Annotated in this window: 18 protein-coding genes; 7 read left to right on the forward strand and 11 right to left on the reverse strand. The window is 70.6% G+C overall.

The genetic code is table 11. The annotated features are described in order from the left end of the window. Positions 1 to 123: 123 nt before the first annotated feature. Complete coding sequence (locus tag HUT18_RS29200; RefSeq protein ID WP_176103518.1) at positions 124 to 1,779, reverse strand: DUF6114 domain-containing protein; 1,656 nt, start codon at positions 1,777 to 1,779, stop codon at positions 124 to 126. A 29-nt stretch (positions 1,780 to 1,808) separates the two neighbouring features. Beyond that, complete coding sequence (locus HUT18_RS29205) at positions 1,809 to 2,441, reverse strand: DUF6230 family protein (protein ID WP_254878861.1); 633 nt, start codon at positions 2,439 to 2,441, stop codon at positions 1,809 to 1,811. 587 nt (positions 2,442 to 3,028) lie between these two features. Between HUT18_RS29205 and HUT18_RS29210 the strand changes: the two genes are divergently transcribed. From HUT18_RS29210 to HUT18_RS29225, 4 genes are all read left to right on the forward strand, one after another. After that, on the forward strand, positions 3,029 to 4,228 hold the full coding sequence (locus HUT18_RS29210; RefSeq protein WP_176103520.1) for an ROK family transcriptional regulator: 1,200 nt from the start codon (positions 3,029 to 3,031) through the stop codon (positions 4,226 to 4,228). A gap of 123 nt (positions 4,229 to 4,351) precedes the next feature. Then, complete coding sequence (locus HUT18_RS29215) at positions 4,352 to 5,446, forward strand: substrate-binding domain-containing protein (RefSeq protein WP_254878862.1); 1,095 nt, start codon at positions 4,352 to 4,354, stop codon at positions 5,444 to 5,446. 155 nt (positions 5,447 to 5,601) lie between these two features. Next, on the forward strand, positions 5,602 to 6,396 hold the full coding sequence (locus HUT18_RS29220) for an ATP-binding cassette domain-containing protein (protein WP_176103521.1): 795 nt from the start codon (positions 5,602 to 5,604) through the stop codon (positions 6,394 to 6,396). Then, positions 6,393 to 7,724 carry a sugar ABC transporter permease gene (locus HUT18_RS29225; protein ID WP_176103522.1) on the forward strand — a complete coding sequence of 444 codons (1,332 nt, stop codon included), beginning with the start codon at positions 6,393 to 6,395 and terminating at the stop codon, positions 7,722 to 7,724. The genes HUT18_RS29220 and HUT18_RS29225 overlap by 4 nt, the downstream gene beginning before the upstream one ends. A gap of 107 nt (positions 7,725 to 7,831) precedes the next feature. On the opposite strand, the gene HUT18_RS29230 is transcribed toward HUT18_RS29225, so the two are convergent. Continuing rightward, positions 7,832 to 9,298: an MFS transporter gene (locus tag HUT18_RS29230; RefSeq protein ID WP_254878863.1), complete on the reverse strand. Its 1,467-nt coding sequence runs from the start codon at positions 9,296 to 9,298 to the stop codon at positions 7,832 to 7,834. A 611-nt stretch (positions 9,299 to 9,909) separates the two neighbouring features. Here HUT18_RS29230 and dxs point away from each other — a divergent pair. After that, entirely contained in the window at positions 9,910 to 11,859 is a 1,950-nt protein-coding gene (gene dxs, locus HUT18_RS29235; RefSeq protein ID WP_176103524.1) for a 1-deoxy-D-xylulose-5-phosphate synthase, read from the forward strand. Between the two features lie 222 nt (positions 11,860 to 12,081). Next, positions 12,082 to 13,554: an amino acid permease gene (locus HUT18_RS29240; protein WP_176103525.1), complete on the forward strand. Its 1,473-nt coding sequence runs from the start codon at positions 12,082 to 12,084 to the stop codon at positions 13,552 to 13,554. A gap of 86 nt (positions 13,555 to 13,640) precedes the next feature. Here the strand turns inward: HUT18_RS29240 and HUT18_RS29245 are convergent, their stop codons facing one another. The 8 genes from HUT18_RS29245 to HUT18_RS29280 all read right to left on the reverse strand — a co-directional run bounded on the left by HUT18_RS29245 (position 13,641) and on the right by HUT18_RS29280 (position 23,591). Then, positions 13,641 to 14,447: a M23 family metallopeptidase gene (locus tag HUT18_RS29245; protein WP_176103526.1), complete on the reverse strand. Its 807-nt coding sequence runs from the start codon at positions 14,445 to 14,447 to the stop codon at positions 13,641 to 13,643. A gap of 95 nt (positions 14,448 to 14,542) precedes the next feature. Beyond that, on the reverse strand, positions 14,543 to 15,817 hold the full coding sequence (locus tag HUT18_RS29250; RefSeq protein WP_176103528.1) for a hypothetical protein: 1,275 nt from the start codon (positions 15,815 to 15,817) through the stop codon (positions 14,543 to 14,545). 252 nt (positions 15,818 to 16,069) lie between these two features. Then, entirely contained in the window at positions 16,070 to 16,468 is a 399-nt protein-coding gene (locus HUT18_RS29255) for an NTP pyrophosphohydrolase (protein WP_176103530.1), read from the reverse strand. A 209-nt stretch (positions 16,469 to 16,677) separates the two neighbouring features. Next, complete coding sequence (locus tag HUT18_RS29260) at positions 16,678 to 18,810, reverse strand: 3-hydroxyacyl-CoA dehydrogenase NAD-binding domain-containing protein (protein WP_176103532.1); 2,133 nt, start codon at positions 18,808 to 18,810, stop codon at positions 16,678 to 16,680. Beyond that, a complete protein-coding gene (locus tag HUT18_RS29265; RefSeq protein WP_176103534.1) occupies positions 18,807 to 20,027 on the reverse strand; it encodes an acetyl-CoA C-acyltransferase in 1,221 nt (406 codons plus the stop codon). Before HUT18_RS29265 ends, HUT18_RS29260 begins: the two co-directional genes overlap by 4 nt. A 249-nt stretch (positions 20,028 to 20,276) precedes the next feature. Next, positions 20,277 to 21,554, reverse strand: a complete 1,278-nt coding sequence (locus HUT18_RS29270) for a ribonuclease D (RefSeq protein ID WP_176103535.1) — start codon at positions 21,552 to 21,554, stop codon at positions 20,277 to 20,279. A gap of 241 nt (positions 21,555 to 21,795) precedes the next feature. Beyond that, on the reverse strand, positions 21,796 to 22,458 hold the full coding sequence (locus HUT18_RS29275; protein WP_176103537.1) for a response regulator transcription factor: 663 nt from the start codon (positions 22,456 to 22,458) through the stop codon (positions 21,796 to 21,798). 455 nt (positions 22,459 to 22,913) lie between these two features. Continuing rightward, a complete protein-coding gene (locus HUT18_RS29280; RefSeq protein ID WP_176103539.1) occupies positions 22,914 to 23,591 on the reverse strand; it encodes a DUF3000 domain-containing protein in 678 nt (225 codons plus the stop codon). Positions 23,592 to 23,834: 243 nt separating this feature from the next. On the opposite strand from HUT18_RS29280, the gene hemE reads away from it, so the two are divergent. After that, a complete protein-coding gene (hemE, locus tag HUT18_RS29285) occupies positions 23,835 to 24,866 on the forward strand; it encodes a uroporphyrinogen decarboxylase (protein ID WP_176104874.1) in 1,032 nt (343 codons plus the stop codon). The last annotated feature ends 37 nt before the right edge of the window (positions 24,867 to 24,903 follow it).

The raw sequence follows: 24,903 nt of genomic DNA on the forward strand, positions 1-24,903 counted from the left end.
GCGGCTGCGGGGGTGAGGCTGTGGGGTGGTGGCCGGTGGGACGCGAGGAGTCCTCGCGTCCCACCGGTCCTGTCCCGCCTTCTTCCGCCCGGGTGGGTCGTCTCGTCCGTTCGTTCCTGCCGGTCAGGAGTCCTCGCGGCGCGGGATCTCCACGCGGACGGGGTCGGCGCCTCGGTGGCTCACCTCGGCCTCGTGCTCCATGTGCCCTCCGGTCAGCAGCGTCCATGCGTACGCGGGGCGCGTACAGACCTGGCTGTGCTTGGTCACCTCGTCACCGCCCTTGACGGTGCCGAAGGAGACCGGCTCGGAGGTCACCGTGCCGAGGTCGAGGCCGAACAGGTCCCGCACCTTGGTACGGAAGACGATCTCCCCCTCGGTGACCGGCTGTTCGCCGGTGTTGGCCAGGGTGAGGGCGATGTCCTCGCACCACACGTGGTCGCCGGGGTTCCGCTTCGGGTCGCGGACCTCGAGACCGGCCGCGGTCTCGGGCGGCGTGGGATCGGGCGCGGGCGGGGAGGGCTCGCCGGGTTCCCCGGGCTCTCCCGGCTCCGGGGCCTCGGGATCCGTACCGGGCTCGTCGGTCCCGGGCTTGTCCGAACCGGGCTTGTCCGACCCGGGTTTGCCGGGTTCGGGTGTGCCGGACCCCGGCTTGCCGGAGGTGTCCAGGGGCTTGCCGTCCCAGGCGGGGGGCAGCTTCGTGAACGGGATCGGCTCCCCGCCCGTGCTGATGCGCAGCCCGTCGAGCACCAGCTCGTCCGCGGTCACCAGGGCCTGTTCGGCCTTGACCTTGGTGAGGAAGATGAGCGGCGGGATGATCGGCGGCGTGGGCAGACCTTCCGGGGAGAAGGTCACGCAGATCAGGCCCTCGATACAGCCGGAGAACTTCTTCACGTAGAGCTTGACGTTCCCCTTCAACTGCAGGTCTTCCGCGGCCAGTTGCTCCTGCGGTCCGTCGCCGTCCCGGGTCTGCAGGCGGTAGTCGGTCAGCGAGGCCGACCGCATGGAGAGCACCAGGACCTTCATCGGCCCGCGGGCCGTGGGGATCTCCTTGATGCCGGAGAAGGTGAAACCGTGCGGGGAGAACCGGGTCGCCGTGACCTGTGGGGCGGTGGCCGCCACCATCGGCACCTCGGCGGGTTCGGCCCGCGCCTCTCCCGCGGCGGGGCCGAGCGTGGCGCCGGCGAGGGCTACGGGCAGCAGTACGGCCAGGGTGCCGCGGACGCCGCCGGTGGCACCGGAGCCCCGCTCACCGCTCGGTTCGTCCGCGCTCTCGCCGTCGCCGGTCGCGCTCTCCCCGTCGGGGTCCGCGCCCGGGTCCCGGTCGGCCGTGCCGCTACCGGACCCCTTGCGCGGACGCCTTCCCCGCCCCGCTGATCCTTTTCCCGCGCCTTCGCCCTCCTGCCACCCGAAACCGAGGGCACTGCCCGCGACGCCGAGCAGGGTGCCGAGCAGGAAGCCGCCCAGGTTGGTGGCCGCGAAGGAGAGCACCGAGAGGATCATCGCGTTGACGCTGACGTACGTATGGGCGTGCGGCGCCGCCCACAGGAACACCCCGGCGACGATGAGCGCGAGACCGATACCGATCGCCGCGATCCCGCCGATGCCGAGGTTGATCAGGACGTCGAACGGGGACAGCGGGACGATGAGGAGCTCGGCTCCGGATGCCATCAGCAACGCGCCCGCCCAGAAGGGCCGACGGCGCCGCCAGTCGCGCAGCCGCGCCCGTGGTCCCGGCCAGGGCAGAAGCGCGTCGATACGGCCGCCGGAGCCGCGCGCCACCGCGGACTCCGGCCGGCCTGTCCGCCGCCTCAGAAGCATTCCTTGCCGCCCAGACCCACGTTGATCTTCAGGCCCTTGAGCTTGAAGTTGCCGCCCATCGCCGACCACGCGTGGGACTTGACCCCGGACACGCTGACGCCCTTGACCTGGAGGCCGAAGCTGCCCGGCTTGCCCTGGGTGCCCGGCACGGCGTCCAGGGTCGAGGCGTCCCGGCCGATCTCGACCTTGCCGAACTTGGCGTCACCGGCCAGGTCCTCGGCGTCGATCACCAGGCTGTCCGCGGTGACCTTTCCGGCGTCACCACCGGCCGACAGACGGAAGGTCACCCTGCCTATCGGGGTGTTCACACCGGTCGACTGGCAGATGTCCGACAGCGCCGCCTGCTTGAGGGAGAGCAGGGAGACCGGGTGTCCCTTGCCGTCCACCGAGCGGTCGACCTCGACATAGGAGGCGAGCGCGTCACTGGTCAGTTCGCCGGAGGTCACCTTGAAGTTGGTGCCGGAGACGGCGAAGGTCGCGGCCATCGCGCCCTGCGCCATGGCGATTCCCATGGCGCCGATCGCGACGAAGGCGGGCACGGCGAGCACCGCCGCCCGCTTGTAGGAGGTCCGTCCGTGGGCGGCACCGTGCGTCTCCGCATCCGGTGTCTCGTTTTCGGTCACTGCTGCTCCCGCCAAGTCGATCCGAGCTGAATGTTCCGAAAGTGCTGTGGTCGAGCCGAAGGGCTGCGAATGCCGGGGTGGGGGCCGTACGGCGCCGGTGCGTGGGGCTCGCCCGGGACCGGGCATGGCCCGACAGAACCGGTGGCGTGGAGCGGCTCGGGCCACCGGCTTCCGGTCAGTATGAGAGAACACTCACGTACATGGAAGACCATTGGTGTACGTGTATTTTTTGTAATGAGCTTGCGATGGTGCTGTGTTGGCAGAGAGTGAAAGCGGTGCAACCGGCTCCGCGAGCGGGCTGGCGCCTCGCGCCGACGGTGTGCGGCGCCCGCCGCCGCTGCCGGAGCGGCACGTCTCACCTGGCACTCCCGCTCCGTTCATCTCCCCGCGCCGCGGAAAGCGACAACAGGTCGGTCAGGGGAGTCCAAGGGTCCGATTGCCTCAAGGACTTGACGGCCCCACCCTCCAGACCCGAGCTTGGTCTTCACAACTTGTAAACGACGGGGTCGGGCTGCTTGGGGCTGCTCCGGCCCACGTCACGGGTGGCACGGGGTGCGCCCGGCAACGGGGCAGGAGTGGATGGTCCGATGGAGACTCCGGGGTCGCAGTCGTCGCTGCACAGGGCGAATCTGGAGCGGGTCGTACGCGCCGTACGCCTGGCCGGTTCGCTCACCCAGGCCGAGATCGCGCGGACCACGGGCCTGTCCGCGGCCACCGTCTCCAATATCGTGCGCGAGTTGAAGGAGGCCGGGACGGTCGAGGTCACGCCGACCTCGGCGGGCGGCCGCCGGGCCCGCAGCGTCTCGCTGAGCGGGGACGCGGGCATCGTGATCGGCATCGACTTCGGCCACCAGCACCTGCGGGTCGCCCTCGGCAACCTCGCCCACCAGGTGCTCGCCGAGGAGTCCGAGCCGCTCGACGTGGACGCCTCCGCGGCGCAGGGCTTCGACCGGGCCGAGGAACTCGTCGGCCGCCTGATCGCCCAGGCCGGGGTGGACCGTTCCAAGCTCGCCGGGATCGGCCTCGGCGTACCGGGCCCGATCGACCTGGAGTCGGGCACCCTCGGCTCCACCTCGATCCTGCCCGGCTGGGCGGGGACCCGGCCCGCCGAGGAGATGCGCGGCAGGCTGGGTGTGCCCGTCCATGTGGACAACGACGCCAACCTCGGCGCGCTCGGCGAACTCGTCTGGGGCAGCGGCCGCGGAGTGCGCGACCTCGCGTACATCAAGGTCGCCAGCGGTGTCGGCGCGGGCCTGGTGATCAGCGGGCAGATCTACCGGGGTCCCGGCGGCACCGCGGGCGAGATCGGGCACATCACGCTGGACGAGGCGGGGCCGGTGTGCCGGTGCGGAAACCGCGGCTGCCTGGAGACCTTCACGGCGGCCCGGTACGTACTGCCTCTCCTGGAGGCCAGTCACGGCACCGACCTGACGATGGCCCGGGTGGTGCGGCTCGCCAAGGACGGTGACCCGGGCTGTCGCCGGGTGATCGCGGACGTGGGCCGGCACATCGGCAGCGGAGTCGCCAATCTCTGCAATCTTCTGAACCCCAGCCGGGTAGTGCTTGGGGGAGACCTCGCGGAGGCGGGGGAGTTGGTGCTCGGTCCGATCCGGGAATCCGTGGGGCGGTACGCGATTCCCAGCGCCGCGCGTCAACTGTCCGTACTCCCCGGGGCACTTGGCGGTCGCGCGGAGGTGCTCGGCGCGCTCGCCCTCGCGTTGAGCGAGATGGGCGACTCGGCGCTGCTCGACGGCACGCTCCAGTCGACGGCGCCCGTCTTCACTTAGTTCACGCATGGCACCGTTGTCATCTCGTTAAGGATTTACTCCTTGACGGCGTTGTCGGGGCCGAGTTGACTTCCAGCCACCTCAGGCCGCGACGGCGCGGCCTCGTGTCAGGGAGGCATCCGGATGAACGCAATGGCGCGTCGCGCCGTCATAGGCACGGTCGCGGTTGCCATGGCACTTGCCACTGCCGCCTGTGGCAAGGCCGGTGACGGAGACAAGGCTTCCGAGGGTGACGGCAAGACGATCGGTCTGCTGCTGCCCGAGAACAAGACCACGCGCTACGAGACCTTCGACCGCCCGATCATCGAGTCGAAGATCAAGTCCCTGTGTTCCGAGTGCGAGATCAAGTACAACAACGCCTCGCAGGACACCGAGACCCAGAAGAAGCAGTTCGAGGCGCTGCTGACGCAGGGTGTGAAGGTGATCATCCTGGACTCGGTGGACTACAAGGCCACCAAGTCCTGGGTGAAGAAGGCCAAGGACCAGGGCGTCCAGGTCGTCGCCTACGACCGGCTCGCCGAGGGTCCGCTGGCCGCGTACGTCAGTTACGACAACGAGAAGATCGGCCGTCTGCAGGGCGAGGGCCTGGTCGAGGCGCTCGGTCCGAAGGCCGCGTCGAGCAAGGTCGTCATGATCAACGGCTCGCCCACCGACCCCAACGCGCCGTTCTTCAAGAAGGGCGCGCACACCGTCCTGGACAAGAAGGTCGACGAGATCGTCTACGAGCAGGACATCCCCGACTGGTCCCCCGACGAGGCCAACCGGAAGATGTCCAGCGCCATCGACAGCCTCGGCAAGGACGGCTTCCAGGGCGTCTACTCCGGCAACGACGGCATGGCGGGCGGCATCATCACCGCACTCGAACGACGCGGCATCAAGGTCCCCGTGGGCGGCCAGGACGCCGAACTCGCGGGCCTCCAGCGGATCCTGAAGGGCGAGCAGGCCTTCACCATCTACAAGCAGATCAAGCCGGAGGCCGAGACCACCGCCTCCATCGCCGTCAGCCTGCTCAAGGGCAAGGAGCTCGGCACCCTGGTGGACACCAAGGTGGACAGCCTCAGCGGCGAGTTCAAGGGCATCCCCGCGAAGCTGTACGACGCGCAGATCGTCACCAAGGACGACATCGCCGACACCATCATCCGGGACGAGGTCTACAAGGCGTCCCAGATCTGCAAGGGCGACTACAAGAAGTACTGCGCCGAGGCCGGTATCAGCTAGCTCCAACCGCCCTGCCGGGCAAGGCGGTTCACCCGAGGTGGACCGCCGCCCCCCGGTGCCCGCCCCTGTTCGCCGGGGGCGGGCACGACCCCCCGCACCCGCAGTACGCGCTCCCGCCGGGGCGCGCCCGTCCGCCGCCCACGCGGCGTGAGGAGATGATTCACGTGTCCGCTACGCCCGTGCTGGCGTTGCGCGGAGTCTCCAAACGGTTCGGAGCCGTCCAGGCGCTCACGGACGTCGAACTGGAGATCCACGCCGGTGAAGTGGTCGCCCTGGTGGGCGACAACGGCGCAGGGAAGTCGACCCTCGTCAAGACGATCTCGGGGGTCCACCCGATCGACGAGGGCGCCATCGAATGGGAGGGCAGGCCGGTACGCATCGGCCGCCCGCAGGACGCCCAGGGCCTCGGCGTCGCCACCGTCTACCAGGACCTCGCGCTCTGCGACAACCTCGACGTCGTCGCCAACCTCTTCCTCGGCAGCGAACTGCGCACCGGCCCGGTGCTCGACGAGATCGCCATGGAGAAGCGGGCACAGGAACTCCTGGACACCCTCTCCATCCGTATCCCCAGCGTGCGCATCCCGGTCGCCTCGCTCTCCGGCGGCCAGCGCCAGGTGGTGGCCATCGCCCGCGCGCTGATCGGCGACCCGCGCGTGGTCATCCTGGACGAGCCCACCGCCGCGCTGGGCGTCGAACAGACCGCCCAGGTACTCGACTTGGTGGAGCGGCTGCGCGAACGCGGCCACGGCGTCATCCTCATCAGCCACAACATGGAGGACGTACGCGCCGTCGCCGACCGGGTCGCGGTGCTGCGCCTCGGCCGTAACAACGGTGTCTTCACCGTGGCGGACACCACACACGAAGAGATCATCGCCGCGATCACCGGCGCCACCGACAACGCCGTGACCCGCCGCCGGGCCCGCACGCTCACGAAGGAGGACGCGTCATGAGCGACCTCGCGCAGAACACCGACGACGAGCGGTCCGGCGGGCCACAGGACGCCGGACCCGCCGTGAAGGAACCGGCCGTGGAGCCCTCCGCGGCCCCGATACCCGCCGTCGACCCGCGCCTGCTGGTCCGCGAGGAGGGCTTTTGGGGCTACTGGACGGAGTTCGTCCGCAAGATCCGCGGCGGTGAACTCGGCTCGCTGCCCGTCGTGGTGGGCCTGATCGTCATCGCGCTCGTCTTCCAGACCCAGGACGACAGCTTCCTGTCGGCGAGCAGCCTCGCCAACATCGCCGTGTTCACCTCCGGCATGGGCATCATGGCCGTCGGCATCGTCTTCGTCCTGCTGCTCGGCGAGATCGACCTGTCGGTGGGTTCGGTGGCCGGTATGGGCGCCGCGGTCTGGGCCGTACTGAGCGTCAACCACGGCTGGAGCGACTGGAGCGCCGTCCTGTTCGCCGTCCTCGTCGGAGCGGGCATCGGCGCCCTGCACGGCGTCTTCTTCGCCAAGGTCGGCGTGCCCGCCTTCGTCGTCACGCTGGCCGGATTCCTCGGCTGGAGCGGCCTGCAGATCTGGCTGATGGGCAAGGAAGGCAGCATCAACACCCCCGAGGGCAGCCTGGTCGAGGACCTGACCGGCTACTTCTTCGAGTACAAGATCGCCGCGTACGCACTCGCCCTGGTCGCGGTCGTCCTCTACGCGGCCTCCCTGCTCGTGGAAGCCCGGCGCCGCCGCGACGCCGCGCTGCCCACCCGGCCGTTCAGCGAGATCCTGCTGCGCACCACCGTGGTCGCGGTGATCGCCTTCGTCGTCGCCTACGAGCTCAACGAGCCCTCGGGCGCCCGCGGTCTGCCGCTCGCCCTGGTGCTGTTCCTCGCGGTCCTGGTGATCGCCGACTTCGTGGCCCGCCGTACCACCTTCGGACGTCAGGTCTACGCGGTCGGCGGCAACGCCGAGGCGGCCCGCCGCGCGGGCATCAACGTCGATCTCGTACGGATCGCCGTGTTCAGCATCTCCGGCATGCTCGCCGCCTTCGGTGGCCTGTTCATCGCCAGCACCGCGGGCGGCGCCACCAAGAACCTCGGCTCCGGCAACACCCTGATGCTGGTCATCGCGGCAGCCGTGATCGGCGGCACCAGCCTCTTCGGCGGCCGCGGCAAGGTCTGGTCGGCGCTGCTCGGCATGCTCGTCCTGCAGTCCATCCAGCAGGGCCTGAACCTGCTCGGCATGGCCAGCGAGATCCAGTACATGATCACCGGTGCGGTGCTGCTCGCCGCCGTCGTGATCGACTCGGTCTCCCGGCGCACCCAGAAGACAGCCGGGCGCGCCTGACGGCTCCGCCCGACCGCACCAAGAATCGCTCCGGCTCGTACGGAGAATTGCCCGGCCCCGCGAACTCGCCGAAGGGGCCGGGCACTTCACTGTTCCCGTGGCCGTGGTCAGTTCCCCGCCCCGCGCGGCCCGGGTCGGCCTCCCGCGCGGTCGGCGGCCCTGATCAGCAGGACCAGGGTCACGGCGACGACCGCGTAGCCGACGGCGAGGATCTCCATCGCGGTGTCGGCGCCGGCCAGTTCGTCCCCGGCGAGGGCCAGGAACACCCCGCCGACGAGGGTCACCCCGAGCGAGTTCGCGAACTGCTGGGCGGTGTTGAGGGTGCCGGAGGCGGCACCGGCCTGCGCGGACCGTACCCGGCTCAGGGCGGCGCCGAGCAGCGGCGGCAGCAGGAAGCCGTTGCCCATACCGACGAGCGCCAGCGGAGGGATCAGCCACCAGCTCGACAAGTCCCCTTCACTGACCGCGAGTTCGGCGACGATCAGCAGCATCCCGGCGACCACCAGAGAGCCCCCGGCCGTCGGTACCCGCGTCCCGTACCTGGCGACGAGCCGCCCGCCGAGCATCGAGGCCACCGTGAACAGCAGCCCCTGGAGCAGGAACACCACCGCCGCCTGGTCCGCCCCGGCGCCGAGCCGCTCCTGGACCAGCAGCGGCACCGCGAACAGGAAGCTGCCGAAGTACAGCTGGTAGAGCGAGGCCGCGAGCAGTAGCAGCGCGTACGGGCGATTGCGGAACAGCTCGGGGTTCACCACCGGGTCGCCGCCCCGGTCGGCCAGGGTCCGCTGCCAGCGCATCGCCAGGAACCCGGTCGGCACCGCCGCGCCGACGCAGAGCCACGCCCACACCGGCCAGCCCTGCTCCCGGCCGAGCGAGAGCGGCACCAGGACCAGGGCGAGCGCCGAGGAGACGGCGAACGCGCCGACCGGGTCGAAGCGGGCGGTGCGGCCGTGCGGCCCCTTCGGCAGGACCCGCAGCGCGAGCAGCACCGCCACCAGGGCGAGGGGCACATTGATCAGAAAGATGGTCCGCCAGCCCAGCCCGAAGGCGTCCGCCGCCACGAGCACACCGCCGAGTATCTGCCCGGCGAGCGAGCCGAGACCGGTGATCGCCCCGTACCAGGCGGTCGCCCGCCCCCGGTGCGACGCCGGAAAGGTGACCGTGATCAGCGAGAGCACCTGCGGCACCATGGCCGCCGCCGTCAGCCCTTGCAGCAGCCGCGCCGCCACGAGCTGGCCGGGCGAGAGGGCCAGCGCGCACAGCAACGAGGCGACGGCGAAGGCGCTCATGCCAAGCACGAACATCCGGCGGTAGCCGAACCGGTCACCGAGCCGGGCACCGGTGACCAGACCGGCGGCGTAGGCGAACGCGTACCCCGACACCACGAGTTCGAGCGAGGCGTCGCCCGCGTCGAGATCGGCACGGAGCGCGGGCGTCGCGATGCTGACGATGAACAGATCGAACACGGCCATGAACGCCGCACTCAACGCCACCGCCAGGATGCGCCATTCACGGGGGCCTGGCGGCGTCCCGTCCTCGGGGACCGTCGTCGCATCGGAGCGGGTGAGGGCCATGCCGTTCTCCCAGGGGTCGTTTCCGCCCGGACAGACACAGGGACGCAGAGGATGCAGAGAACACAGAAGACGCAGACGGATGCAGCCGGACGCGGACTGATACGGACGGACACGGGATGTCTACCAAGACGGGATGCCCGCCAGGGAAGGCGGGTCCGCGTTCAGCCCGGGGCAGTCGTACCGCCCGGGGCAGTCGCAACGCCCGGTGGGGAGAATCGCGCTACTTATTCGAAAGGTGAAGAAGAGGGTGATATCGGGCGATGATGCAGCATTCGCCCCATCCATCCACCCTGTTGTGTCTCGAAACCGCCACAGCGAAAGCGCCCCGAATCCGCCCCCCGGAACGGCGCTCCGGCGTCCCCGCCGAGCAGTGCCGCCCCGCTCGCGGGCCGCACCCGAGTGCTTCCGGCACCGCGACGACCTGGGACGGAACGCCGTGCGCCCCCCTCCGCCCCGTCCCGCACTCCGGCGCGGACAACGCTGCCGCGTGCATCGATTGCACCCGGCTGGGCGAGGCCGAAAAGGATGGGCTGCCCGTCAAGGGTGAAGTCAGAACATTAGACTCCATGGACCCGGCAATGCTCGAAGAGCTCTAGCGCAAGGAGGCACGGGTGCCGCTGCTGACCCGCATCACGGGACCGCGCGATCTGGACCGGCTCAGCCCGCAGGAGCTGGTCCGGCTGGCCGAGGAGATCCGGAGCTTTCTGGTCGACGCGGTGTCCAGGACCGGCGGCCACCTCGGCCCGAACCTCGGCGTCGTCGAGCTGACCATCGCCCTGCACCGTGTCTTCGACTCGCCGAAGGACAAGGTCCTCTTCGACACCGGACACCAGTCCTACGTACACAAGCTGCTCACCGGCCGCCAGGACTTCTCGGGTCTGCGGGCCAAGGGCGGCCTGTCCGGCTACCCCTCGCGCGCCGAGTCCGAGCACGACGTCATCGAGAACTCGCACGCCTCCACCGTGCTCGGCTGGGCCGACGGTCTCGCCAAGGCCAACCAGGTGCTCGGCCGCCGCGACCACACCGTCGCCGTGATCGGCGACGGCGCCCTCACCGGCGGCATGGCCTGGGAGGCGCTGAACAACATCGCAGCGGCCAAGGACCGTCCGCTGGTCATCGTGGTCAACGACAACGAGCGCTCGTACGCCCCGACCATCGGCGGTCTCGCCGACCACCTGGCGACCCTGCGCACCACCGACGGCTACGAGCGCTTCCTCGCGCGTGGGAAGGATCTGCTGGGGCGCACCCCGGTCGTGGGACGCCCCCTGTACGACACCCTGCACGGGGCGAAGAAGGGGCTGAAGGACTTCATCGCTCCGCAGGGCATGTTCGAGGACCTGGGCCTGAAGTACGTGGGGCCGATCGACGGCCACGACATCGAGGCGCTGGAATCCGCCCTCGCCCGCGCCAAGCGCTTCGGCGGCCCGGTCATCGTGCACTGCATCACCGAGAAGGGCCGCGGCTACAAGCCCGCCGTCGAGGACGACGCCGACCGCTTCCACGCGGTGGGCGTCATCCACGCCGAGACCGGCCTGCCGACCAAGGCCGCGGGCCTGGACTGGACGTCCGTCTTCGGCGAGGAGATGGTCGAGCTCGGCCGCGAGCGCGAGGACATCGTGGCGATCACCGCGGCGATGCTCCAGCCGGTCGGCCTGAAGCGGTTCGCCGAGGAGTTCCCCGAGCGCATCTACGACGTCGGCATCGCCGAGCAGCACGCCGCCGTCTCCGCCGCGGGCCTGGCCACCGGCGGACTCCACCCGGTCTTCGCGGTCTACGCGACCTTCCTCAACCGGGCCTTCGACCAGATGCTGATGGACGTGGCGCTGCACAAGTGCGGCGTGACCTTCGTACTCGACCGTGCCGGAGTGACCGGCAGCGACGGCGCCTCGCACAACGGCATGTGGGACATGTCGATCCTGCAGTGCGTGCCCGGGCTGCGGATCGCCGCCCCGCGCGACGCCGACCAGTTGCGGCGCCAGTTGCGCGAGGCCGTCGAGGTCGACGACGCCCCGACCGTGGTGCGCTACTCCAAGGGTGCGGTGGGTCCGGCCGTGGAGGCCCTGGCCACCGTCGGCGGCATGGACGTCCTGCGCAGGCCGGACGAGAACGTGACCATCGGGGGCACCGGGGCCGATGTGCTGCTGGTCTCCGTCGGCGCGCTCGCACCGATGTGCCTGGAGATCGCGGACCTGCTCGACAAGCAGGGCATCTCCACCACCGTCGTCGACCCCCGCTGGGTCAAGCCGGTCGACGCGGCGCTCCCCGCGCTCGCCGAGCAGCACCGCGTCGTGGTCACCGTCGAGGACAACTGCCGTGCGGGCGGCGTCGGTTCGGCCGTCTCGCAGGCCCTGCGAGACGCCGGTGTCGACGTCCCGCTGCGCGACTTCGGCATCCCGGCCCGCTTCCTCGACCACGCCTCCCGGGGCGAGGTCATGGCCGAGATCGGTCTCACCGCACCGGACATCGCCCGCCAGGTGACCGGCCTGGTCGCCAAGCTGGGCGGCCGCTACGAGTCCCCCGACGACACCGCCGACACGGCCGAGGTCGCCGCCCGCGACTGACGAGCGTCCCGCGACCGCCGAGCCGCGGGCGACGGACAAGCCGCCCGCGCGGCCGCGCCATTGGGCCGGTCGGACCACCCGAGAGGGGTCCGGCCGGTCCTTTCGTGTGAATGGCCCGGCCACGGCGGGCATTGCCCCGTACCCCTCTCGATCATGGGCGGACAGCCCCATGGGTACGGAGGTACGCCGGTGAGTACGGCCCAGCAGTCACGAGGTTCCGGGATGTTCCGGACCAAGTCCGTCGAACAGTCGATCCGCGACACCGAGGAACCCGAGCACGGACTCAGAAGGACGCTCTCCGCCTGGGACCTGACGGTGTTCGGCGTCGGTGTCATCATCGGCACCGGCATCTTCGTGCTCACCGGCAAGGTCGCCAAGGAGACCGCGGGCCCGGCCACCGCGCTCGCCTTCGTCGCCGCCGGTGTGGTCTGCGCGCTGGCCGCCCTGTGCTATGCCGAGTTCGCGTCGACGGTGCCCGTCGCGGGCTCGGCGTACACCTTCTCGTACGCCTCGCTCGGCGAGCTTCCGGCCTGGATCATCGGCTGGGACCTGGTCCTGGAGTTCGCCCTGGGCACCGCCGTCGTCGCGGTCGGCTGGTCCGGGTACGTGCGTTCGCTGATGGACAACGTCGACTGGAGCCTGCCCGCGGCGCTGCAGGGACCTGACGCGCCGGGCGGCAGCTTCGACATCCTGGCCTTCGTCCTGGTGCTGCTGCTGACCGCGATCCTGGTGGTCGGCATGAAACTGTCCGCGCGGATCACCGCGCTGGTCGTCGCCATCAAGGTCACCGTCGTACTGATCGTGATCATCGCCGGTCTGTTCTTCGTCAAGGCCGACAACTACAAGCCGTTCATCCCGGAGGAGCAGGGCCAGGTCTCCGGCTCCGGCCTGGACGCCCCGATGGTCCAGCTCATCTTCGGCTACGAACCGACCACCTTCGGCGTGCAGGGCATCTTCACCGCCGCGGCCATCGTCTTCTTCGCCTTCATCGGCTTCGACGTGGTGGCCACGGCCGCCGAGGAGACCAAACTGCCGCAACGCGACATGCCCCGCGGCATCCTCGGCTCACTGGTCATCTGCACCACGCTCTACGTCGCCGTCTCGCTGGTCGTCACCGGTATGCAGGACTACCGCGAACTGTCCGTCAGCGCACCGCTCGCCGACGCCTTCAAGGCCACCGGGCACCCCTTCTACGGCGGCGTCATCAGCTTCGGCGCCGCCGTCGGTCTGACCACGGTGTGCATGATCCTGCTGCTCGGGCAGACCCGGGTGTTCTTCGCCATGAGCCGCGACGGACTGCTGCCACGCTTCTTCTCGGTCACCCACCCCCGCTTCCGTACGCCGTACCGGCCGACCGTCCTGCTGGGCGGGATCATCGCCGTCGTCGCGGGCTTCACCAGCATCGACGAGCTGGCCACCCTGGTGAACATCGGCACCCTCTTCGCCTTCGTGGTGGTCGCCATCGGCGTCATGATCCTGCGCCGCACCCGCCCCGACCTGCCGCGCGCCTTCCGCACCCCGCTGGTCCCGCTGGTACCCATCCTCTCGGTGGCCGCCTCGGTCTGGCTGATGCTCAACCTGCCGGCCGAGACCTGGCTGCGGTTCGGCATCTGGATGGCGATCGGCGTCGTCGTGTACTTCCTCTACGGGCGCTCGCACAGTCGGATGAATAGGGAGCCGGCCGGCCGCCGCTGACACGGACGGCTCCCGGCCCCCGCACGGGGAACCGGGAGCCGCACCTGTCTCGGCCGTGGGCCGAGGACCGTTCGACCGTCAGCTCGCTAACAGACCGGCACCCCCGGCAACTGCGCCGACGGATGGTCGATGTAGATGTTGGAGATGAACCCGCGCTGGTCGCGCAGCTTGCTCCACCAGTTGTTGGTGTAGCCCTCCGCGTTGACCGTGTCGCCCTGCTTCTGGCACTCGACGAAGACCTGGGTCGGGCCGCCGAGCACCGTCACCACCGGCGAGCTGAGGTACGCGTCCGCACGGACCCGCACATCCGAGCCCCAGGTGCTGAAGTTGCTGCTGCCGCCACCGCAGTTGTCGCTGGTCAGGTAGTACTGGTGGTACGAGCCCGGGTAGGCAAGGCCCTGACCGTTGATCACGATGTTCTGGCCGACTCCGTTGAGCAACTGCTCGTAGTGGATGTGCGCACCGCTGGAGTTGCCGGTGGAACCGGTGACACCGATCTGCTGGCCCTGGGCGACCTGGGCGCCGTCCGGCACGGAGTACGAGGCGAGGTGAAAGTAGTACGTCTTCCAGCCGCCGCCGTGGTCGATGACGATGTAGTTGCCCGCGCCGCTCGGCTGGGAGTGGCGGGTGGCCCGGCCCGGCGCGGAGGCCAGTACGGGCGTGCCCGCGGTGCTGCCGCCGTCGGCGCGTATGAAGTCCAGGGCGCGGCGTACCTCGGCCGAGTGGTGGCTGTAGGTCCACTTCTGGCCGCAGGGGTAGGGCGCCTTGAAGTTCGGGGCGGCGGCGATCGAGGGGCCGGGCTCGGGGGCCTGCTGCGCCTGGGCGGGCGCGGTCAGGCCGAAGAAGGCGAGCAGCGCCATGGCGAGGCAGGGCAGCAGGCGTCTGACATGCATGCCGGTCAACTCCTTTGTGGGGGCCGGGACTTCCGGCGGATCCGCCGGGTCGGTGGGGTGGGGGGTGGGGACAGCGGGGCCGGGTGCGGCCGGACTCAGCAGTTCGGTACGCCGGGCAGCCAGGCGTCGGCGACGTCGATGAAGATGTTGGAGAGGTAGCCGCCGAGCTCGGGCAGGAAGGACCAGGCGTCGTTGGTGATGCCGTTGTAGGTGACGCTCTCGCCGTGGACCTGGCACTTGACGTTGACCGTGGTCGGGCCCGGCAGAGTGCTCACGGTGGCCGAGGTGGTGTTCGGCTCCTTGCGGATACGGACGTCGCTGCCCCAGGTCGGGAAGGGCTTGGTGCCCTCCGAGCCGCCGGTCCACAGATAGGTGACGGTCACCCAGCCGTTGTCGTTCAGGCCGACGTTGTAGAAGGTGCCGTCGGCCAGGTCGATCCCGGCCGGGTTGGCGACCCGGCGCCCGAACTCGTCGAGCCCGCCGTTGTAGCCGTTCTCGTACGCGGCCTGCGCCTCGGGCTTGCCCTGCGGCAGGTCCTTGAAGGTCTCGCGTACGGCGGAGGGGTTCCAGTAGTCGTCGTGGGTGTTCCACGGGCCGACGTCCCAGACCGGCGCCACCTCGCAGCGGGCGGGGCCGCAGACCTGGACGGAGTACTGGCCCGAGCCGTTGGGGGAGAGGGCGCGCCGGGAGGGCAGCGCGACGAAGTGGTCGTTCGGCTGGATGACATGGCCGTTGGCGGTGGTGCCGCCGACCAGGCCCTCGCGGGTGGCGAACACGCGATAGCTGAGGGCGTTGGCGCCCACCGCCCCGCGTGCGGCCGCGCGCTCCCCGGCGCCCTCGTGGGCGGTCAGCCGCAGTCCCTCGACGCGTACGGTGCCGCGCGGGTCCTGGAGCGTGAGACGGGCCTGCACGGAGGTGACGGCCTTCGCCAGGGCGGCCTCGCCGCGGTCGGCCCGGCGCCACTCCGTCCACACGCCGTCTGCGGTCCGGCCGCGGACGTCGACCACCACGCTCGCGCCCTTGGGCACCGAGGCGTCCAGCGCGGCGGTGACCCGGTCGACGGGCTTGTCCAGCCTTCGCGCGGGCAGCAGTTGGGAGCCGTATCCCGCCGGGCTCTGGGCGGAGGCCGTACGCAGCTCGGTGCTGCGCAGCTTCAGGGCGCCGTCGGCGTACCGGACGTTGACATCGTCGTCATCGATGCCGCGCAGATCCACGGACCAGGAGGACGAAGGTGCGGAACCGGGCGCTACGCGCGTCGACTTCGCGGAGTCCTCGGCCAGGGCGCTGGGCGTGGCGGCGGCGAGTCCCATGCAGGTGAGGACGGAGAGGGCGGCGGTCAGGCGCCGCCGCGGGATCGGTCTGGGCGACATACGAGTCTCTTCCCCGTGCGGTCGTTGCCGCCCCACGGGCGGCGCGGCGTCGATCACGCTAACGAGGTGGCATGTCTGCGACAAGAACGCGTCGGTAACTTCACCCGGGCGCCACACTCCCGTGTCCGCCCATGCGGTACGAGCTGCCCTGATTCCTCCGGTTCCGCCCCCGCGGGCGCGTCGTCGGCGCGTAGGCGGCAGGCGTACGCGAAACCCGCCAAGGAAGGGAGGGGCGGCCGGTGCGGCCCGTCCTCAGCCGGCCCGCCCGCGGCCCCCGTACACCGTGCGCGGTCCGTGCACGGCGGCCCCCAACTCGCCTACACGGCGCCGTAGTTCACGATCCGCGGTGATCACCACACAGGGGCCCTCGGTCTGCGCCACCAGCTCCACCATCCGGTCGTCGCCGCTGCCCGGAGCCGGGTCCACCCGTACCCCCGGCACGGACTCCACCCCGCGCGCCGCGCCCTCCACCACGAGTACGACCTCCAGCGGGCCCGGATGCCCCTCGACGCCCGCCTGCGCGTACGGCACGAGCGCGTCCCGCAGCCGCTCGGCGGCGCCCTTGCGGTCCCGCCACCAGCCGTCGGGAACCGAGCCGACGACATTCGCGGCGTCCACGATCAGCAGGGTCGTCGGTGTCATCGGTGTCATCGGTGTCATTGGTGTCGTCGGCTCCGTCATGGCGGTCCGGGCCCTCTCCACTGCGTGGTCCGGCGGCGCTACGGTGCCCGGTTCCCGTACGAACGCCCCCGCTGTCGCGGCCCGTTGTGCCGTACACCGCGCCGTCCACGGGTGCGGACAGCGGAACGGGCCGCACCGGATCGAATCCGGTACGGCCCGTTCACGGGCATGCGCCGACCTTACGCCGGGACGCTCGCCACACCAGGCGCGAGGAACGGCTTGCCGTTCACCCGCTGGCTGACGCCCGCGCGGTCCAGGTACGGCGTGATGCCGCCCAGGTGGAAGGGCCAGCCGGCGCCCGTGATGAGGCACAGGTCGATGTCCTGGGCCTCGGCCACGACGCCCTCGTCGAGCATGATGCCGATCTCCTCGGCGACCGCGTTCAGGACCCGCTCGCGGGCCTGCTCCTCGGTCAGCACCACGTCACCCTGCTTGAGCAGCGCGGCGACCTCGGGGTCGAGCTCCGGCTTGCCGGAGTCGTAGACGTAGAAGCCGCGCTTCTTCGCCTCGACGACCGCCTTGAGGTTGGGGGAGACCTTGAAGCGGTCCGGGAAGGCGCGGTTGAGCGTCTCGGAGACGTGCAGACCGATCGCCGGGCCGACCAGCTCCAGAAGCACCAGCGGCGACATCGGCAGACCCAGCGGCTCGACGGCGCGCTCGGCGACCTCGACCGGGGTGCCCTCGTCGATGACGTTCTGGATCTCGCCCATGAAGCGGGTCAGGATGCGGTTCACGACGAACGCCGGGGCGTCCTTGGTGAGGACCGCGGTCTTCTTCAGCTTCTTGGCGACGGCGAAGGCCGTGGCCAGCGAGGCGTCGTCGGTCTGCTCGCCGCGCACGATCTCGAGCAGCGGGAGGATCGCGACCGGGTTGAAGAAGTGGAAGCCGACGACCCGCTCCGGGTGCTTCAGCTTCGAGGCCATCTCGCTCACCGACAGCGAGGAGGTGTTGGTGGCGAAGATGGCGTGCGCCGGAGCCACCGCCTCGACCTCGGCGAAGACCGTCTGCTTGACGCCGATCTCCTCGAAGACCGCCTCGATGACGAAGTCGGCGTCCGAGAAGCCCTCGGCCTTGTCCAGGACACCGGTCACCAGGGCCTTGTAGCGGTTGGCCTTGTCCTGGTTCAGGCGGCCCTTGAGCAGCAGTTTGTCGATCTCGGCGTGGACGTAGCCCACACCCTTGTCGACGCGCTCCTGGTCGATGTCGGTCAGTACGACCGGCACCTCGAGGCGGCGCAGGAACAGCAGGGCGAGCTGCGAGGCCATCAGGCCCGCACCCACCACGCCGACCTTGGTCACCGGGCGGGCCAGGCTCTTGTCCGGGGCGCCGGCCGGGCGCTTGGCGCGCTTCTGGACCAGGTTGAACGCGTAGAGACCGCTGCGCAGTTCACCGCCCATGATCAGGTCGGCGAGCGCCTGGTCCTCGGCGTCGAAACCGGCCTGGAGGTCGCCGTCCTTGGCGGCCGCGATGATGTCGAGAGCGCGGTAGGCGGCCGGGGCGGCGCCGTGCACCTTGCTGTCGGCGATCGCGCGACCCTTGGCCACGGCCTCGTCCCAGGCGGCGCCGCGGTCGATCTCGGGGCGCTCGACCTTGGTCTCGCCCTTGAGGACCGAGGCGGTCCACAGCAGCGACTGCTCCAGGAAGTCGGCGCCCTCGAAGATCGCGTCGGCGATACCGAGGTCGACGACCTGCTGGCCCTTGAGCTGCTTGTTCTGGTTCAGCGAGTTCTCGATGATGACCGAGATCGCCTTCTCGGGGCCGATCAGGTTCGGCAGCAGGGCGCAGCCGCCCCAGCCCGGGACCAGACCGAGGAAGACCTCGGGCAGCGAGAACGCCGGTACCGACTTCACGATGGTGCGGTACGTGCAGTGCAGACCGACCTCGACGCCACCGCCCATGGCGGCACCGTTGTAGTACGCGAAGGTCGGCACGGCCAGCGCGGACAGGCGCTTGAAGACCTCGTGGCCGCTCTTGCCGATGGCCAGCGCGTCCTCGTGCTTGGTGAGGATCTCGACGCCCTTGAGGTCGGCGCCGACGGCGAAGATGAACGGCTTGCCGGTCAGGCCCACACCGACGATGGAGCCCTCGGCGGCCTCCTTCTCGACCTGGTCGATGGCGGCGTTGAGGTTCGCCAGCGAGCCGGGGCCGAAGGTGGTCGGCTTGGTGTGGTCGAAGCCGTTGTCCAGGGTGATCACGGCGAGGCGGCCGGCACCGAGGGGCAGGTCGAGGTGGCGCACGTGCGCCGAGGTGACGACCTCGTCCGGGAAGAGCTCGGCAGCGCCCTTCAGCAGCTCAGCGGTGGTGGTGCTCACTTGGTGCCTCCGTCGAAGTGGGGGTTCTCCCAGATGGTGGTCGCACCCATGCCGAAGCCGACGCACATGCTCGTCAGGCCGTAGCGGACGTTCGGCTGCTCCTCGAACTGACGGGCAAGCTGCGTGAGCAGACGCACGCCGGAGGAGGCCAGCGGGTGGCCGAAGGCGATCGCGCCGCCGTACTGGTTGACGCGCGGGTCGTCGTCCGCGATGCCGTAGTGGTCAAGGAGGGCCAGGACCTGGACGGCGTAGGCCTCGTTCAGCTCGAACAGGCCGATGTCGTCGATGCTCAGACCGGCCTTGGCGAGCGCCTTCTCGGTGGCCGGGATCGGGCCGTAGCCCATGACCTCGGGCTCGACACCGACGTAGGCGTAGGAGACCAGGCGCATCCGGACCGGCAGACCGGCCTCACGGGCGAAGTCCTCGGAGGCGATGAGCGAGGCGGTGGCACCGTCGTTCAGACCGGAGGCGTTGCCCGCGGTGACGCGGCCGTGGACGCGGAAGGGCGTCTTCAGGTTGGCGATCGACTCCAGCGTGGTGCCCGGGCGCATCGGCTCGTCCTGGGTCGCCAGACCCCAGCCGAGCTCGCCGCCCTCGGGGGTGGTGCGGCGGATGGCGATCGGCACCAGGTCCTGCTGGATCTTGCCGTTCGCGTAGGCCTTGGCGGCCTTCTCCTGCGAGCGCACCGCGTACTCGTCCGCGCGCAGCTTGGTGATGTGCGGCAGGCGGTCGTGCAGGTTCTCCGCGGTCATGCCCATCACCAGGGCGGAGTCGTCGACGAGCTTCTCGCTGACGAAGCGCGGGTTGGGGTCGACGCCCTCACCCATCGGGTGGCGGCCCATGTGCTCGACACCACCGGCGACGGCGACGTCGTACGCGCCGAAGGCGATGGAACCGGCGACCGTGGTGACGGCGGTGAGCGCACCGGCGCACATCCGGTCGATGGCGTAACCGGGCACGGACTGCGGCAGGCCGGCGAGGACACCAGCGGTGCGGCCGATGGTCAGGCCCTGGTCACCGGTCTGGGTCGTCGCGGCGATCGCGACCTCGTCGATCTTCGCCGGGTCCAGGTTCGGGTTGCGGCGAAGCAGCTCACGGAGGGACTTGACCACGAGATCGTCGGCTCGCGTCTCGTGGTAGATGCCCTTCGGGCCCGCCTTGCCGAACGGGGTACGAACGCCGTCGACGAAGACGACGTCCTTCACGGTACGAGGCACGATGGCTCTCCTCCAGAATGCGGGGTGGCACTGCCGCGCGGCACGCCGCTCAGAGGCAGAGCGCGCTGCGAATACCGACATGCTACTTACGAGTAACCAAGCTGCACAGTCATACCGCCCCAAGCGGCGAAGGTCACATCAAGTGACGGTGCCGTAGGTACCTCCGCAGTGTGGCGCGCAGGTGCCCACGGCACTGTTCCGTCGTACGTCTTCGGCGTCCCGTACGTCTTCGGGTCCCGTACGTCGCGGTCAGTCGCTCTTGGCGTTGAGAGCGGTCACCAGTACCGGCGTCACCAGCTCGATCTGCCAGGGGCGGGCGCCGTGCGCGACGAGGGCCGCGGTCACCGACTCGGTGTCGGCCACGGCGGGCGGTTCCCAGCAGACGCGGCGGACAGTGTCCGGGGTGATCAGGTTCTCCTGCGGCAGGTTGAGCTCCTCCGCGAGTGAGGTGACCCCGGCGCGCGCGGCCGAGAGCCGGGCGGCGGCCTGCGGGTCCTTGTCCGCCCAGGCACGCGGCGGCGGCGGACCGGCCAACGGCTGCCCCGGCTGCGGGAGTTCGGAGTCGGGCAGCGCCTTCGCGCGGTCCACCGCCGACTGCCACTGGTCGAGCTGGCGGCGTCCGACCCGGTGCCCGAAGCCGGGCAGCGCACCGAGTGCCTGCACGGTGGCGGGCAGGGCGAGCGCGGCCTCCACGATGGCCGCGTCGCTGAGCACCTTGCCGGGCGAGACGTCGCGCCGCTGGGCGATCCGGTCGCGGGTGAGCCAGAGTTCGCGCACCACGGCCATCTGACGGCGGCGGCGCACCTTGTGCATGCCCGAGGTGCGGCGCCAGGGGTCCTTGCGCGGCGGCGGGGGCGGGGCGGCGGCGATCGCCTCGAACTCCTGGCGCGCCCAGTCGAGTTTGCCCTGCCGGTCCAGCTCCTTTTCCAGCGCGTCGCGCAGGTCCACCAGGAGCTCGACGTCCAGCGCGGCGTACCGCAGCCAGGGTTCGGGCAGCGGGCGGGTGGACCAGTCCACGGCGGAGTGGCCCTTCTCCAGTACGAAGCCGAGCACGTTCTCGACCATCGCGCCGAGCCCGACCCGGGGGAACCCGGCGAGACGGCCCGCCAGTTCGGTGTCGAACAACCGGCTGGGAACCATGCCTATGTCCCGCAGACAGGGCAGGTCCTGGGTGGCCGCGTGCAGAACCCACTCGGCGTCCCCGACGGCGGCGCCGAGGGCGGAGAGGTCGGGGCAGGCCACCGGGTCGACGAGCGCGCTGCCCGCACCCTCGCGGCGCAGCTGCACCAGATACGCGCGCTGGCCGTAGCGGTAGCCGGAGGCGCGCTCGGCGTCCACGGCGACGGGGCCGTGGCCCGCGGCGAAGGCGTCGATCACCGCGGCCAGGGACTCCTCGTCCGCGGTGACCGGCGGGATGCCCTCGCGGGGCTCGAGCAAAGGGGTCGGCGCCGTTTCGACGTCGTCCGGAGGAGCGCCTCCGGTGGTTCGCAGTGAAGCGTCTGCTGCGGTCTCTCGGGCGTCGGTCACCTGTCAAGGGTATCCGCCGACCCGAACCGGCTTCCTGCGCCTTCCCAAGAAAACCCTTCCCACCTGGGAAGAGAGCGGCCCCGGCAGGGTGGACCACGGCGTGGGGCCCGACGACTAAACGTTCCGTCGTCGGGCCCCACGCCCGCGCGTCCGCTTTACGGACAGGCGATCTTTCGGCTGTTCAGTCGCCGGGCTGCTCGGTTGCCGGGCTTCTCGGCTGTCCGGTTGCCCGGCCGGTCGGTCAGTGGATGATCCCGGTCCGCAGGGCGACCGCGACCATTCCGGCGCGGTCACCCGTGCCGAGCTTGCGGGCGATGCGGGCGAGGTGCGACTTCACGGTCAGCGCCGAGAGGCCCATCGAGACGCCGATGGCCTTGTTGGACTGACCCTCGGCCACCAGCCGCAGCACCTCGACCTCCCGGCCGGACAGTTCGCGGTAGCCGCCCGGGTGGCTCGGGGCACCCGGGGGGCGACGGTGCATACGTGCCGCCGCCGCACCGATGGGCGCGGCGCCGGGCCGGGTGGGCAGGCCGATGTTGGTACGGGTGCCGGTGACGACGTAGCCCTTGACTCCGCCCGCGAGTGCGTTGCGCACCGCGCCGATGTCGTCGGCGGCGGACAGGGCCAGACCGTTGGGCCAGCCTGCGGCCCGGGTCTCGGAGAGCAGCGTGAGACCGCTGCCGTCGGGAAGGTGGACATCGGCGACGCAGATGTCACGGGGGTTGGCGATTCGGGGGCGGGCCTCCGCGATCGACGACGCCTCGATGACGTCGCGCACTCCGAGCGCCCACAGATGACGGGTGACGGTGGAGCGGACCCGCGGGTCGGCCACCACCACCATGGCGGTCGGCTTGTTCGGGCGGTAGGCGACCAGGCTTGCGGGCTGCTCGAGGAGAACGGACACCAGGCCTCCTGGGGTGCGGGAACGGCCGTCGGCTTGGGGGAGAAGCAGTGACGAACCGTGCTTTGTAGGTCACAGACGTCTTCGGCAGCACCCTCGCCCGCCTTTAGGCAATGATCACGATTTGGTGAGTAATAATTCGTGCAATTCGGACGGGCGATCGATCAGTCGCAGAGCCAACCGATCGCGAACAAGGGCCAAAGCCGGACGCGAAGAGGCTGAAAAGGCGTCAGAAATATGTCAGGAATGCGCCGGGAATCGCCTCGACAGCACGGCGGGCACGCTGACGGCGCGGGTAGGCCGACGCGGCGCGGGAGGCGGGCCGAGGAAGGAGCGAAGAAGGAGCCGAGCGGGAGAAGGGGTGACGGGGGAAATGCCACGGGCCCTCCCGTAAGAGGGAGGGCCCGAGTCTGTGTTCGTGTGTGTGCTTCGTGCGGGTACCGGCGCTGCTCGCTCGCTCAGTGCGTCTGCGGCCCCCGCCGCTGCGGCAGGGACACCACCGAACCGTCGGCCGAGCCGGCGGGCGGCAGTCCGGCGAGCTGGCAGAGCAGTTCGCACCAGGCGAGGAGATGCGCGGCGGTGTCCGGCACCTCGCCGCCGGATTCGTGCGGCGTCCACGAGGCGCGGATCTCGATCTGGCTCGCGGACGGCCGTTCGGACAGGCCGCCGAAGTAGTGCGAGGCCGCCCGGGTCACCGTGCCCCCGGCCTCGTGGTAGGTCAGGCCGCGTGCGTCCAGGGCTCCGGTCAGCCAGGACCAGCAGACGTCGGGGAGCAGGGGATCGGCCGCCATCTCGGGTTCCAGTTCGGCCCGGACCAGGGTCACCAGGCGGAACCGGCCCTGCCAGGCCTCGTGGCCCGCCGGGTCGTACAGCAGGATCAGACGGCCGTCGGCGAGGTCCTCGTCCCCGTCGAGTACGCAGGCCTCGATCGCGTGGGCGTGCGGGGCCAGGCGGCGCGGCGCGCGTACCGTCTCGATCTCGATGCCGGGGCGCAGGCGCGCGGAGTGCAGAGCCTGCACCGCGGCGCGGAAGGCCCAGGGGGCCTGGTCCGCAGGGTCCGTGTGGGCGTCGTCCTGTGCCGTGATCGCGTCCGCCCCGTTCGTGCCGTCCGACAGTTGTTCATGAGCCGCAGCCATGCCGAGGAGAGTAAGGGGAACCGGGCCCGTGCGTGCGGAGGGACACCCCCCTAGCGCCCCGCCCGGCCGGATCCCGTGCCGGTACTGGCCGAAGGGCGGCACTCCGGCCGGGACGGACGGGCCCTCCCGTGGACGGAGCGGCCCGCTCAGCATGCGAGACTTTCGTTCGTGAGCGCCAACGACCTTCCCCGAGCTGCCGGATCCGACGCGGCAGGGCAGAGTTCCGGCACCGGCCGGCCGCCCGTGAAGACGTACGACTCCGCGTTCCTGCGGGCCTGCCGCCGTGAGCCGGTGCCGCACACGCCGGTCTGGTTCATGCGACAGGCGGGCCGCTCGCTGCCCGAGTACCTGAAGGTGCGCGAGGGCATCGCGATGCTGGACTCGTGCATGCGCCCCGACTTGGTCGCCGAGATCACCATGCAGCCGGTGCGCCGCCACCGCGTCGACGCGGCGATCTACTTCAGCGACATCGTCGTACCGCTCAAGGCCATCGGTATCGACCTCGACATCAAGCCCGGTGTGGGCCCGGTGGTCGAGTCGCCCATCCGCAGCCGGGCCGACCTCGCGCGGCTGCGCGCGCTCACCCCGGACGACGTCGCGTACGTCACCGAGGCCATCGGCCTGCTCACGGCCGAACTCGGCGAGACGCCGCTGATCGGCTTCGCGGGTGCGCCGTTCACGCTCGCCAGCTACCTCGTGGAGGGCGGCCCCTCGCGCAACCACGAGCACACCAAGGCGATGATGTACGGCGACCCGGAGCTGTGGGCCGACCTGCTCGACCGGCTCGCGGACATCACCGCCGCGTTCCTGCGCGTGCAGATCGAGGCCGGAGCCTCCGCCGTGCAGCTCTTCGACTCCTGGGTGGGCGCGCTGGCGCCCGCCGACTACCGGCGCTCGGTGCTCCCGGCCTCCGCGAAGGTCTTCGACGCGGTCTCCGGGTACGGCGTCCCGCGCATCCACTTCGGCGTCGGCACCGGTGAACTCCTCGGCCTGCTCGGCGAGGCGGGCGCGGACGTGGTCGGCGTCGACTGGCGGGTCCCCCTCGACGAGGCCGCCCGCCGCGTCGGTCCCGGCAAGGCCCTCCAGGGCAACCTCGACCCCGCCGTACTGTTCGCAGGAGAGCGGGCGGTCGAGGCCAAGACCCGCGAAGTCCTGGACGCCGCCGCCTCGTTGGAGGGCCACGTCTTCAACCTCGGCCACGGTGTGCTCCCGACGACCGACCCGGACGCGCTGACCCGCCTCGTCGAGTACGTGCACACGCAGACCAAGCGCTGAGCGCTGGCTGTACTGACCCGCAGGGCTGTCCCTCGGC

The organism is Streptomyces sp. NA04227 (assembly GCF_013364195.1).
Taxonomy (GTDB): Bacteria; Actinomycetota; Actinomycetes; order Streptomycetales; family Streptomycetaceae; genus Streptomyces.

Bases quoted from the DNA above. Each gene is read 5' to 3' on its own strand.
- HUT18_RS29225 (WP_176103522.1), top strand. From the start codon at position 6,393: ATGAGCGACCTCGCGCAGAACACCGACGACGAGCGGTCCGGCGGGCCA.
- HUT18_RS29255 (WP_176103530.1), bottom strand. From the start codon at position 16,468: ATGACACCGATGACACCGACGACCCTGCTGATCGTGGACGCCGCGAAT.
- HUT18_RS29280 (WP_176103539.1), bottom strand. From the start codon at position 23,591: ATGGCTGCGGCTCATGAACAACTGTCGGACGGCACGAACGGGGCGGAC.
- HUT18_RS29245 (WP_176103526.1), bottom strand. From the start codon at position 14,447: ATGCATGTCAGACGCCTGCTGCCCTGCCTCGCCATGGCGCTGCTCGCC.
- HUT18_RS29250 (WP_176103528.1), bottom strand. From the start codon at position 15,817: ATGTCGCCCAGACCGATCCCGCGGCGGCGCCTGACCGCCGCCCTCTCC.
- HUT18_RS29220 (WP_176103521.1), top strand. From the start codon at position 5,602: ATGATTCACGTGTCCGCTACGCCCGTGCTGGCGTTGCGCGGAGTCTCC.
- HUT18_RS29240 (WP_176103525.1), top strand. From the start codon at position 12,082: ATGTTCCGGACCAAGTCCGTCGAACAGTCGATCCGCGACACCGAGGAA.
- HUT18_RS29230 (WP_254878863.1), bottom strand. From the start codon at position 9,298: ATGGCCCTCACCCGCTCCGATGCGACGACGGTCCCCGAGGACGGGACG.
- HUT18_RS29210 (WP_176103520.1), top strand. From the start codon at position 3,029: ATGGAGACTCCGGGGTCGCAGTCGTCGCTGCACAGGGCGAATCTGGAG.
- HUT18_RS29215 (WP_254878862.1), top strand. From the start codon at position 4,352: ATGAACGCAATGGCGCGTCGCGCCGTCATAGGCACGGTCGCGGTTGCC.